Below are 13,050 nucleotides of genomic sequence, written 5' to 3' on the forward strand. Positions count from 1 at the left end.
GGCGCATGAAAGTAGCGCGATTAATTGCGATTTTTTAGATATGTAATTGTTTCTGAATGTCGTGATGATAAAGACCGTCTCGATATATATATATTCGCGTGAGAAAAGGATACTCAGTTGAATAGCAAGGATTATGGGTTGTTACCTGGCAGTGAGTTTTCAGCCGCTTTTAAACGGGCTGATCTGGAGTCCATTGCGGGGAATCTGCGCGATGACTTGGCGAGAGAACAGCTGCTGCGTTATTACAATGGCGCGGTTGCGGCTGCGGATTGGTCAGAACAACTGACAGCAATCAGATTGCTCAAGGAATTCGTCGAGTCGAATTTTTCTGATATTTCCGATGCTCAACTCAAAAAGCTCAGTGGAAACCTTACGGATTACCACGCCCGGTTAGCCACTACCGTGCACCTTCTGTCTTCAGGCAAACCGGTTGCGCGAAAGTTACACTTTGTCTGGGTAGGGGGAGGCATCGGAGCTATTCAGGGGGATTACATCAATGTCTGGAAACAGATGACCGACGCTGATGGATACCGCCTGAATCTCTGGTACGACAGCGATGGACTGCTTGCGCATGAAACCAACAAGATCATCGTCGAATCGGCCAAGGCTCAAGTCGCGAAGCTCGTTTCTGAAGATGCAGCGATGAAGTCAGCGAGGCTTGGCAAGCTATACGTTGAGCGCGCCCGCGTGCTTCGTCAGCAGATGTTCGAACATATCCAGAAAGCCACCGCGACAGGTGTCAGTGCCGACCAGGCAAGAATCAATCTGTTGGTCAGTGCGTATGGACAGGATGAGGCCAGGCTCAATACGCTGAAGGCGCGCAATCTACAGTCCCTTGAAACTGTTGCAGCGAATGGCATTGCACTTCGGGATATCCGTAGCGAATTGTCCAATCAACCATTGTTCGAAATTTACGAACGAGAGCTGTCTTGTCGCGGCAATCTGGCGGCAGCGTCGGATATCACTCGACTGCAGGCGGTGCATTTCGAAAGCGGCACTTATCTGGATGCGGATTTGTTGCCGTCGTTACATAAAAATATCGCTGGCATGGATCTTTCCGGTTTTGACATCGAAACCCGGATGGGAATAACGCAGATTCTGCTCGACTCTAACCCGCAGATACTTCCGAATCGAAGCGCGCCGTATGCGGATTTACGCTTTAAGGTGCCGGAACACGTAAAGAACGCATTGATAGAGTTTGCCGGGACCGCACCTTCACTCAAGGATATTTTTGCACCGTTCAATGATGTCGTTGTTTCACAACACGGAGTGCGTGTAGGCAATAAAAATAGCGCCGATTTAAAAAGTAGCCCTTTCAATGGTCTTTCCAATGCAATGGTGAGTGGTCATGCCGGGTCTGCGGCAATTGTCGGAATCATCGATAAAATCCGCAGTAATTACACATTTCTGGATCGAGTGGAGGTGCTGGCTCGTCAGGGCAACATCTCACTGACAGATTCCGCAGCATTCTCCAATCTGATCATTAGCGAGATGGAGAAAATATATGGCTCGCTATCAACCTGGGGTGACGAGTTAATTGTTCGAAACAGGTTTTTGCAGGCTGTCGCTGAGTACGATGCCGACGGCATCAAGTTTGGTGCCCAATCGGCTATTACCATGAGTGGCCCGACGGCCGTTTCGCAAGGGTTGAGTGATTACGTCAACGAAAAAGCGCTTGCTGAAGCTCGTCAACAAATCAGTGACCGAGTCGATCTGCGTGACGGTTTCAATCTGGCCACCGAAGAGGAGACCCACCATAGCTGGAAGGACAACGCCAAGACCGAGTCCGCCTGGTTCGAATTGGAAACAAGCAGAATTGCCGATGGTGCCTACAAAAACCGTTACCTGGGCAATGTGGATGAGCTGCTCAAAGGTCAGACTCTGACTTTCAAGCAAGGCTGGCCGGTCATGGAAGGCAAGCCCGTGTTGCTGACGTCAGTGCTGCAGCAACTGCTGGATAGCCTGGGTGAACCGTTCGTTCGTGCGATGAATGACCGATTGACTGGCGATATTGCGTTCAATGCTCCGTTCTCTGTCGATTTCGAAACACGTCAGCAGATTCTGCAGCAACCCTCCGTCGAACTGCCGCCATCGACAGGCGCCGAGTCGCTGGGCAATTTGAACGAAGCGTTGGCGCGGATCGCGGCAGGCAAATTACCTGTGGATCAGTTGAGTCCGTTGCACCGTGTGATGTTCGGCGGCCTGTTTGGCGCTACGACACTGGATCAGAACGGGTTCGCCGACACCTGGAAAACCACCGTGGATTTTGCCGAAAAAACCCGTGATCGTGGGCTGTTCGCACGCTATGACGTCATCGAACAAACGCTGCTCAAACGTTATACCGCGCCAACGGAGTTCAGCACTTCGAGAGTCGGCACGGGTGAGAGTAACTCTCGGGTTCTCAAGGCGCAGGCATTTGCCAAGCCAATGAGCGTACGGCAATGGCGCGAACATTTGAGCCAGGTAGAAGCCGTGGCTAAAAAAGAACAACGGGCATCGATTCTCACGCGAGGCAATGCAGTACGCGAGCTGTTTTTCCAGGCCGGGGCCAGCTCGGCCAAACAGTTTCCGCAAGGGTTACTGGTGCAGGGCGCGGGGGACCCGGGGCGGCGCTGTTATCCGTTGGCGTTAGCCATGGCGGCGGCATTGGAAAAAGGCACCGCTGCAGAGCGCGCCCTGATCGGTAAACTGGCGCTTGCCAACATCGCCCCTGATTCCGCTGAAACCCATGCGCTGCTGCATGTGCTGGATGAGTTGCGTGGCATCCCGATGGCGCAGTTCGGCGAGAAAAGGCCGGCGGTGAATCTAGACGCAGTGATACAGGCGCTGGATGCAAAAACCAGCGGCGGCAGCTTGCTGCTCAATACCGAAAATCATTCGATGCTGGTGAGCAAAGTCGCGGGGGCCGATGAAACATCTTATCGGTTCTACGATCCCAACTTCGGCCTGTATGCGTTCAGTCGAATAGATGAACTGCACAAGGCTATCCAAGGCTTTCTGCAGGATGAGGTGGTATCCAGACTCTATGGAGTCGCAGATGGCTCCGGTGCCACTTTCGATGTGGTGGACCTCAACGGTGTGAACATTGCCGATACGGCATTGCCGTCCAAAGTCAGCGTCGGAAACCTGCTGAGCAACGACCCCGTTGCCGGCGTGACGCCTGTCGAACCCTGGCGCCATCATGCGCAGTTGCGACTGCGATCGCTGTCGGAGAACGCGCGTCTTGGTCAGGCGTTCGCCATTGCGGACGCCGGCAAGTGGACACGGATCATCAAAGGTGCCACCGATCAGTTGCATGAGAAACATCAACTGAGCCGTGACTTCGTTCCGGTGTTCGAATCTCTGAAACCCGCCGCGCAAGGGCGCAGTGAAATCACCCTGGTCAACGCGAAAGACCCGCAGCAGACGCGCACGGTGTTGACCGATGACAAGCGCTTGTCCGGGATCAAATCCTATCTGAGCGATTCCTTTGAAGAGTTGTCCGGTAGAGGTGCGGGTTCATCCGTAGTCGATCCGACCGATGTTGGTGCGGTGCACACACTCAATGCCGGTTTTGCCATTCAGGCGTTGTTGCTAGGGCTCAAGGAGGCGGAAAGCGCCGAGGGTTCGACGGCGTTGACGTCTGCGGTGCGCATTCATGGTTATCTCTCCTACGCGCAACTCGCTCACGGACTTGTGGCGGATGCGGTGCAATTGCTGGGACTGGTTCGTCATGCATTCACCGACAGTGTGCGTGTGGCCAACACCACCTCTGCAATTGTGGGCAATGCGCTGGGCAACGTATTGAACGAAGGTGTGGGGAATGCACTGCAACTGGCGAGTATCGGTTTCGACATCTATTTGTTGATCAACGCTGAAAATGATATCCAGCGCGCGGTGTTCGCCACCCAACTGGCTTTCGATACCGCCGGTCTGGCGCTGGGCGCCGGAGCGTTTGGCGCAAGTGCTGCCGGAGCGGCCACGGCGGCTGCATTTCTTGGCGGGGCCAGTGTCATTCTGGGTGGACTGGCTATCGGTATCGGTGCATTGGTCGAAGGTTTCAGCGCCAGAACAGAGCGTGGGAAGCAGATCGGCAGGTATTTGAATCGGGTCAACGAGGCCTATCGTGCCAAGGGCTACTCGGTAAGGGGAGATACCCTTTTTGCCAACCCTCACGCCGTTTATTCACAACTGAATCTGCGCAAAGGAACGATTACCTTTGGCAGCCAGAAAATCTTCGCGGCAGACGACTACTCCGATTTGCATCCACCCAAAATCGACCCGGACCGCGAGCATGCATTCAGCATTCGAGAAGCGCTCGATCTGCCGGAAAAGTTTGCTATCAGTGACAAAATAAACGTTGAAAGCGTTGTGTTGCCGAGCCTCCCGGATTGCTTCCTGGCCTATGAGTTTGGCGGGTTGCCTTTCTCGACAACCCTGCGCGAGGACCTGGAGACGGCACTGGCTCTTGAGCATGACCGTTACGGCAAGCGGCAATTCTGGTTCTCCTTTTACAAAGTGCCCACCGAATACATCATTGAAAAAATGGTGCCGAACTACGTGGCAACTACGGTCAGCGTAGTACTGGGCACGCAACACCGTTTTCTGCATGTACCCACCTTGCCGGGAGAAGTGCACGGTTACCTTTCTTACGACATCGATGCATTGGGCGGGCACTGTTCGGTCACGTTGGCCGAGGGCGTCAAGTCTTTGCGTTTGCGAGTCTCGACTGGTGAAGCGATGACCTGGTCATTACGCGCAGCCTGGTTGAATAAAAGTGGCGTGAAAATCGAGGGCGACGTCCTGCAACTGGGCACGATAAATGTGCAGGTGCCAGACAAAAGCGTTGTGTTTGTGCAACTCGACGGACATTCGTACCAGGTGGACTGGGCAACTGGAACCCTGTTGCTCACTGAGCTGGAGGCCGGCCCGGATGAAGACGGCCCGATGACACGCCAGCGGGTGCGCGAACTTGCACGTTCCAGCCATCTGGCGGATGGCCCCACGGTCATTCGCAATTACCCGGATGCCCTGACTGGCGTGCGCACCAGCGCCTGGTATGACCGAGGTGAAGATTCTTTCCTGTTGGTTCGCGGGCTGGACCCGAAACATGCCGCGGATATTTGCATGGGCCCCAGGATTGGCCAGAACATTTACTACTACTGCCCCGCTGATGCATTGATCTGGCGCGTTGATGTAGTCACTGGGAACATCAGAAGTGTTTTCCAGCTGGTGCGTACGGAATTGAAAGCCTGGATTACCTCGATCCAGGAGATGCCGGGCGGTTTGTTGCAAGTGGTCCGGCGCATCGAACTCGACGAAGACGAGTTCGTGAAAATGACTTACCTGATCGAAGAAGATGAACTCTCGATTACTGGTGTGTCCGGTCATCTCAGCTATCACGAAGGTCGGGAGATTCGAAGTGGGACGGTCTTCCTGGACGATTTCCTCTCGTGGTACCGGTTGATTCCGGCAGCGTCAGGCGTTAACGACGAACACGTGACAAGTGCCGGTTGGTCCAGGTTCATTACCGTTGATTACATGGACTACAGCTCGAATGCGTTCAGCCGGGTCTGGGTGCGTAGCGACGACGGACGGGTTTTTAGGCCGATGCTCAAAGAGGGGAACAGCAACGCCGACGCCTTCGATTGGGCTCTTCTGGATCCACAGCAGCCAGAACGCGATACGGTTCTGTTCCATCACTTGCGTCATCGCCTCCTTTATCGACAGCGCATCAGTGCACAAGATCAGTCCTCGGTAATTTTTGCCCAATCCATCTTGTCGCTCGAGGTGCAGCAAATTCATCGCCGAGGCCGGCAATACATTGCATTGACTGACGAGGGCATGGTGTTTCGCCTGAATGGCGCGGGTGAACGACATTTGGCAGGCCTCGGTAATGATTGGCTATTCGCCCGCCAAGAGCGCTCAGGCAGCAATTTTCGTTGGTGGGATTCGGTCCTTGGCACTGCCGCAATGTGGTCCGCCGGGGCTGTGGAGGTCGGTGGCATCAGCGCTGCTTCGAATCATTCGCCGCTCTATGTCGTGTGTCTCGATCAGCAACTGCTTATCGCCGACACAGCGGGGAAAAGCTTTGGGCTTTTGCGGCAGACCGTGGACAAGAAAGCCGTGTTAATGATCGATTGGACGACTGGGCGGATCTACCGACAAGCGTTCATGACTCCCGAAAGCTTGTTCGCAGCATTTGGTGCGGGAACCCGTCTGTTACGGGCTGACTTGATCCCGCCAATGCAGAGGGTGCTGCCGCAGCGCACGTTTGCCTGGGCTGTGCCCCATGCATCCGGTCTGCGCGCCAGGGCACATGACCACGTATTGTTCGACCTGTTCGAAGGTGAGCCTGCGCGCATTGTCGGTGTGGAAAAGGAGTTCTTTGACGGCGTGGATTCGCTACAGGCGCGGGAGCGCAAGCTGGCGCAACTGGTGGCGGGTCAGCATTGTGCCCCGTATCTGACGGCAGGCAGGGTCGATGATCTTTGCAGTTGGTATGACGTCGACGCCGGCCGCTTGCTCAGTGCAACGGCGCCAGGTGAAGACTTGCCTGGCTATGTGGGCGTCGCCAACGGTCAAACCCTGGTGTTGCATGACCCGCAGAGCCGGCAGCTGTTCAGCAATCGCAGTGAAGATGGCAAGCTCAGTGACGTATGGATGACTGCGCAAACAGTCAGCCGGATAGCCAATACGCTAGTCATCGAAAGCGGTCAGTCATTGGGTCGAATTGCGCCGATTCCGGACGGCGTTGATACGTTGATCCTGAGATATGCGGTGGATGGAGCCGACTTTTTTATCGACCAGAGGACCTGGGCACGACTTGATTGCCTTATTGTCGATTTCGATTTTCCGAACGCGTTAAGAAGTTATCTGTCGTTCAAGTTGGGGTCGATGGAGCATTGGCTGGTCACGCAGCAGGATGGGCACTTGCTGCTGACGGACGCAGACACAGGGCGCAGTATCGTCTTGCGCAATGTCGCGGCTATCGGCGCAGAGTCTCGAAAGAAGGTGGCATTCAGTATCCCCTTGGCCGGAGAGCTCGCGCTGACGATCGATCTGGATCAGTTGATGACAGCATTACAGGAGGAAACGCCGAGTGAGCTCGGTGAGCTGTTCTCTGGGTCCATCAATGTGTAAAGCGGTAGTTCAGCGTCGGCGGGATTAGTTGTAAGGGCTGCGGATCAGATCATCCGCAGCCCTTTATCGCTTTCAGGAAACCAGGTAGCCCTTCACCCCGGTAAAGATGATCTGCGCCGCCAAGGCGCAGACAAACAACCCCATCAACCGACTGACGATCTGCAAGCCCTGGTCGCCGAGAATCCGTTCGATGTGATTGGACAGGTACAGCACCACCCCAACGGTGAAACTGGCCAGGGCGATACTCATGATCGCGGTCAGTTTGTCATCCCAATGCGGTTGGCTGATACCCATCACCAGCAGTGCACCGATAGTCCCCGGGCCAACGGTCAAGGGGATGGTCAGCGGCACGATTGTCACATCCTGCTGCACGTTGTCACTTTGCACCACAGGCTTGCCTTGGGCCATGCCCAGCGCCGAGATGAACAGCACGCTGCCGGCACCGATGCGGAATGCGTCTGCGGTAATCCCGAACACGTCGAAAATCACCCGGCCAAACAGATACAGCAGAACGCTGGAGACCAGTGTGGCGATGGCCACTTTCCAGGCCAGGCGCCGCTGTTCCTTGCGCGAGTAGCCACGGGTCAGGCTGATAAAGCAGGACAACACGAAGAACGGGCTGTAGAGCACCAGCATCTTCAGGTAAACGCTGAACAACACGTGGAGCATGGTCATGTCTCGCCGGGAAGGAGAATGGGGATGGAGTCTATCAGCGCTTTACGGGTTGGGGTATCGACTTTTAAAGGCCGGTTGTTGTTGGTTTAGTTGCTGGTTTAGTTGTTTGTTAGTTGTGGGGTTTGTTGGTTTGGTAATTGATGTTACATGTTTTGATTTGTGGAGTGCTGGTGTCTTTGGTTATGGTTGTTTTCGCAAGTTAATGAAGGCTTGCTTAAATGATCGTAAGGAATTCAAAGTGAAAGATCCCGTAATGCAGAAACTCTATGTCGCCAATTGCATTAATGCTCTGCATCAATATGAAATTGATGAGGCTCCAACTATTCAACGTCGCGCTGCTGCCTTGAGCTTTAATTCGAGTGACGCCGTGGAAGCACCGACAAAGGCGGCTGTTGTCGGCGAAGGACTTTTGGCTTTTTCTGCTCATCTGACGGATGACAATCGGACCGACGCACAAAATGCCTTTCTTTTCGCAACACTGGTAGCCAACAAGAAATTCCCGCTCGAAAGCCAGGGCCTGGAGTGGTATCTGTTGTTCCGCGAGGTCATGACCAACTCGGGCTGGACGCCTGTTTCCAAGTACTTCACCGATCTGGAGGTTGCGGGCACCAGCGTGCGGATGGATAAGCTGGTCCTGGACATTCTCGGCTCGGTGGTAGCGGGTCTTGCGGTGCCTGGCCCTGCAACTGCGTTGATGCTGAAGGCAGCGGGCGACGCCATCGCCGCTCTGGAAAAACGTGACACCGCATTGACTCTGTATGAGCGCAATCTGCTGAACCACGGCGTTGGTGGCATCACCGCTGGCGTCTGTACCGAAGTGAACGGCGAAGCCATCATGGCCGTCGGTGCTGTACGTTTTCTGCGTCGCAATACGTCCACTAAAGTTATGTTTATCGATGTAGACGTTCGCAATGTCAAGTTGTACAAAGGTGAAACGATATTTGCCAAGAATACCGAACTTGCTAATGCGTCTCGTCAGTCGATCAGGACCAAACTGGGCCTGAATGTTGTATCGAAAATCGAAGAGTATGAGATCTGATTGACAAAAAAGGGCAGTCGTCGCGACTGCCCTTTTTGTTAGGGGGGATAATATGGATGATGATTATTTGGTTTTGGTTGTCGGGGTTTGCGTACTGATTATTCCCGATGGTAAGCAGCGGGAAACTTATAACGATCTAGTCAATTCAATTCTATTGGCGCAACTGGTTGCCAATAAAAAAAGTGAAAAATCGCTGTCCCTGGATTGGTACGATACGTACGTGAGTGTCCTCGATGATTTCTGGTTGCGCCATCAGAAGTCGAAGCAGGAATGGCAGGTCAGCAACCCGGAAAACAGATCCGCGCTGGAGTTTTTTAATGCAGCGTTGAGCAGTGATGCAATGCCTGAAACGCGGATAATGGGTGCGGTTCTGCAGCGAATTGCAAGAATGCCCGGCGACGAACCCGCCATCCAGCGATTGCGCAGTTTCATGAACATATCGTCTGCGGCCGGGGCGGACAGCGTGCCAGCGTCGTTGGCAAAGGTGCAGTTAATGGTGACTGTCGCGAATGCTGTCGATTCGTTCGCAAGCGCGTTTGTTGAGTTCAAGACGTCACTTGAGTTAAACCCGAATCCATTTCAACAGGTGTATCAATCCGCAGATGTTCGAGGCTTGGTCCAAGCGCACCACGCCTGGGCAAGTCTGTCCGAAATTCGCTACAGCGGCGCGCGCGAAGCCATTGCCAGGAAAGTCAGGGACAAGCTTGCGGACAGCGTGGCAGTGCTGAATCTGCCCAGGGAAATTGCGCTATGAAGGACTTGATTGCACCGCAGGCTGCGGTAGTGGGCGGCAGCGTCGTGGCTTTTGCCAGTGGCTTGCCAGCGACCCATCGAGACGATATCTATATGAGCACAGCCTATGCGCAAAAAGCGACGCGCGCGGCGTTCGATGACGGGCTATCGGGGGACTGGTTCGAGTACTACAGGAATGTCCTGAAATTTGTTGGATGGGACGTGCCGAAACCGCAAACCTTGACACAGTCGCGCAACAGTCTGATGGCTGGTCAGGCAACGCAGCGTATCGCGACGGCATGGGGTGAGCAGTTCAGCGAACCTATGCGGCGTGCGCTGCGGGTGATGGAACATAATGCATTGGCGCTCAAGCTGTTCGAGTCCACTTGTCTGCGCGCCAATGTCGGTTCTTTTCAAATGATCCCCTGCGTGATGAGCGGCCCGAACAAAGTGGAAATGGGCATCTATCATCGTCAGTTCCAGATCGAGAGACAGGCCAGCGGGTTTCTGTTCAGCAAGGATGAAACACTTATCCACAACAGTGTTGAACAGATTGCTGCCATCACCTTCAACACGCTGCATTACGCCCAGTTTCGCGAGAAAGTGAAAAAATCCGTCATCACCGGCTCGTTCAAATACATTGATGGCCTGGAAATCTGATCGAATAACAATACGACCTTGTTCAGAAGGTCGATGCCGTCCGGTTCTGCTGATCGCGCTGGGCCACCCAGTGTTCGATCAGCTCGCGCAGTTGCGACAGCTCCACCGGTTTCGCCATGTGGCCGTCCATGCCCGCCTGACGTGCACGCTCTTTATGCTCGGCGAGGATGTGCGCGGTCAACGCTACGATCGGTGTACGGATACGCTGGTTGCTGACTTCCCAGGCGCGCAGTTGCTGGGTCGCCGAGAAACCGTCGAGGATCGGCATTTCGCAGTCCATCAGCACCAGATCGTAACGCTGCGCCTTCATCGCCTGCAGGGCCTCTTCGCCGTTGCTGGCGGTGTCGGGTTGCAGGTTGAGCTTGCCGAGCATGCCGCGAATCACTTTGGTCGAAATTGTGTTGTCTTCGGCGACGAGGATGCGGAAGTCGCTCGGTACTTTGGCTGCCGTGGCCGGGGTGACCACTTGCGGCTGGAACACCACCTGGCCTTTGTTGCGCTGGTTCAGTTCATCCGCCAGCGTGGTCTTGAGCGTGTAGCCGGCGACCGGTTTGGCGAGGATGCGCTTGATGCCCGAGTTGCGCGCGATGATCTTGCTCGGCGCGTTGCTGATACCGGTGAGCATGATCAGCAGAATGTCGTGGTTCAGGCTTGGATCTTCCTTGATCTTGGCCGCCAGTTGCATGCCGGTCATGCCCGGCATGTTCTGGTCCAGCAACACCACATCGAAGTAATCGCGCAGGTGTGCCTTGGTACGCAGCAGTGCCAGCGCTTCCTTGCCGGATGGCACGGCGCTGACGTTCAGGCCCCACGCACTGCATTGCTGGACCAGGACTTTGCGGCAGGTGTCGTTGTCATCGACTACCAGCACGCGCGCACCTTGCAGCGGACTGTCGAGATCGGAGGTCGGGTGTTCGAGGCGATCCGGATCCAGCGGCAGGGTCAGCCACAGCGTGCTGCCCTGACTGGCACCACTCTTGATGCCGAATTCGCCCTGCATCAAACGGATCAGTTGGCGGGCAATCACCAACCCGAGGTTGCCGCCCAGACGGTTGGCTGAAAGGAAGTGCTTGCTGTGCAGTTCGGCGTGCATCAGCGCGTCGCGTTCTTCCTGCTCCATCGGCGCACCACTGTCCTGCACGGCGATGCGCAGGCGCGGTTTGCTGCTGCGTTCGTCAAGCGCGACAACAATCAGCACTTCGCCTTCAGCGGTTTTCTTCAGGGCATTTTCCAGCAGACTCAGCAGGGTCTGGCGCAGGCGTGTCGGGTCGCCACTGATTACGCGCGGCACTTGCGGCTGGATAAAGCTGATCAGCTCGACGTTCTGTTGTTCGGCCTTGGCGCGGTAGATGCTCAGGCAGTCATCGATCAAGGCATTGAGGTCGAACTGCACGTCGTCCAGTTCGATCTGCCCGGATTCGAGCTTGGAGATGTCGAGGATCTCGTTGATCAGCGTCAGCAGTTCGTTGCCGGCGCTGTGGATGGTCTGCACGTAGTCGCGTTGCTTGACCGACAGCGGTGTGCCCAGCAGCAGTTCGGTCATGCCCAGTACGCCGTTCATCGGCGTGCGGATTTCGTGGCTGATCTTGGCGAGGAACTCGGCTTTGGCGTTGATCTCGGCATTGCTTGCGGCGAGATCGCGGCTGACGCTGAAACGGCTTTCGGTGATGCTGCGCTGACGCTCGCCGAGGGCGATGCTCATCAGCAGGCCGCTGATGCAGATGAATGCCATCAGGGTCATGATCAAGCCTTGCGGAGAGACCAGTGTCAGCCCCAGCAAGGCAGGAAGAATGATCAACGTGCCGATGTTGAACACCACCATCGCCGCGACGAACAGACGCGCCGGACGATAACCCTTCTGCCAGTGATAGAACGCGACAACCAGCATGCTCAGGCCGGCCAGTGCCACCAGTGCATAAGTGATGATGTTCAGCGGCAGGGTGTTGACGAACAGCAACAACAGGCTGCAGGTCACGATAAACAGAATGTCACCCAGCAACAGTTTGTTCAGCGGGTGCGGGCCGAGCGGGGCGAAAAAGCGATAGGCGAACATCAACCCGGCTGGGGCGGTCAGCAACAGTGCCAGATAGGCGCCCGGCGTCTGCACCGCGTGCCAGTTCGGCAGCCAGGGGCCGGCGAGGTTGAGCAGCAGCAACAGACTGAGGCCCAACAGGCCTTCGCAGACCGCCAGCCACAGGCTACTGCGCGACCGCGAGTAGGCGTAGCGCACAAGATTGTGCAACAGCAGCATGGCGAGACAGCCGAACAGCAAACCGAAGACCAGCGTCTGATTGTGGTTGGCTGCGCTCATCACCGCCGATTGCAAGGTGACGTGCGGGCGCAATTGATGGTCAGACACCAGACGCAGATAGACATCGAGGGGTTTGTCGCTCTGCGGCAGTGGCAGCATGAAGTCGCTGCTCGGCAACGGTCGTTCGGCCTGTGGCTGATCGGTACCGGTGTTGAGTTGCTCGATCAGCTTGTCGCCGTCCAGCACGTAAAGATTGAGCTGTGACAGATCGGGAGCAAAGATGCGCAGCACTTGTTCGTGCTTGCCCGGCGCCAGTTTGAAGCGCAGCCACAGGGCGCCGTCGGGCTCGGACGCGGTGAGGCGGTCAAGGTCGATGGGGCTGAATTGATTGGTGTAGCGAGCGGAGCGGATGTCGCTCAGTTGCAGATTGCCCTGATCGTCGAGCAATACCGACCAGCCACTGCCTTGCGCGGCCTGGGCCGGGAGCATGCAGAGCAAGGTCAGCATCGTGACGGTGAAGCTTATGGCAATCCTGAGCCAGCGCACGGCGAAATCCCTTCGTAGGTTGATG

The 13,050-nt window shown here is 55.7% G+C and carries 6 protein-coding genes; 4 read left to right on the top strand and 2 right to left on the bottom strand.

Features of this window, described 5'->3' with window-relative positions; all coding sequences use genetic code 11:
* Positions 1–117 precede the first annotated feature (117 nt).
* Positions 118–7,122: a TcdA/TcdB pore-forming domain-containing protein gene (locus AK821_RS05555; RefSeq protein WP_082355412.1), complete on the top strand. Its 7,005-nt coding sequence runs from the start codon at positions 118–120 to the stop codon at positions 7,120–7,122.
* Between the two features lie 72 nt (positions 7,123–7,194).
* Here AK821_RS05555 and AK821_RS05560 read toward each other — a convergent pair whose 3' ends face one another.
* The gene (locus AK821_RS05560; protein ID WP_064388829.1) at positions 7,195–7,791 is read right to left on the bottom strand and encodes a MarC family protein; all 597 of its coding nucleotides are present in this window, start codon (positions 7,789–7,791) and stop codon (positions 7,195–7,197) included.
* A gap of 4 nt (positions 7,792–7,795) precedes the next feature.
* Between AK821_RS05560 and AK821_RS05565 the strand changes: the two genes are divergently transcribed.
* From AK821_RS05565 to AK821_RS05575, 3 genes are read left to right on the top strand one after another with little or no spacing between them, the layout of a single operon-like run.
* Positions 7,796–8,836, top strand: a complete 1,041-nt coding sequence (locus AK821_RS05565; RefSeq protein WP_224790817.1) for a hypothetical protein — start codon at positions 7,796–7,798, stop codon at positions 8,834–8,836.
* A 52-nt stretch (positions 8,837–8,888) separates the two neighbouring features.
* A complete protein-coding gene (locus AK821_RS05570; RefSeq protein WP_064388748.1) occupies positions 8,889–9,590 on the top strand; it encodes a hypothetical protein in 702 nt (233 codons plus the stop codon).
* On the top strand, positions 9,587–10,228 hold the full coding sequence (locus tag AK821_RS05575) for a hypothetical protein (protein ID WP_064388749.1): 642 nt from the start codon (positions 9,587–9,589) through the stop codon (positions 10,226–10,228). The genes AK821_RS05570 and AK821_RS05575 overlap by 4 nt, the downstream gene beginning before the upstream one ends.
* Positions 10,229–10,250: 22 nt before the next feature.
* Here AK821_RS05575 and AK821_RS05580 read toward each other — a convergent pair whose 3' ends face one another.
* The gene (locus AK821_RS05580; RefSeq protein ID WP_064388751.1) at positions 10,251–13,025 is read right to left on the bottom strand and encodes a hybrid sensor histidine kinase/response regulator; all 2,775 of its coding nucleotides are present in this window, start codon (positions 13,023–13,025) and stop codon (positions 10,251–10,253) included.
* Positions 13,026–13,050 lie beyond the last annotated feature (25 nt).

The organism is Pseudomonas sp. RIT-PI-r, assembly GCF_001297015.1.
Lineage (GTDB): Bacteria > Pseudomonadota > Gammaproteobacteria > Pseudomonadales > Pseudomonadaceae > Aquipseudomonas.

Excerpts from the sequence above, each read along its gene's own strand:
- AK821_RS05560 (WP_064388829.1), bottom strand. The coding sequence starts at position 7,791 with ATGCTCCACGTGTTGTTCAGCGTTTACCTGAAGATGCTGGTGCTCTAC.
- AK821_RS05565 (WP_224790817.1), top strand. The coding sequence starts at position 7,796 with ATGTCTCGCCGGGAAGGAGAATGGGGATGGAGTCTATCAGCGCTTTAC.
- AK821_RS05570 (WP_064388748.1), top strand. The coding sequence starts at position 8,889 with ATGGATGATGATTATTTGGTTTTGGTTGTCGGGGTTTGCGTACTGATT.
- AK821_RS05575 (WP_064388749.1), top strand. The coding sequence starts at position 9,587 with ATGAAGGACTTGATTGCACCGCAGGCTGCGGTAGTGGGCGGCAGCGTC.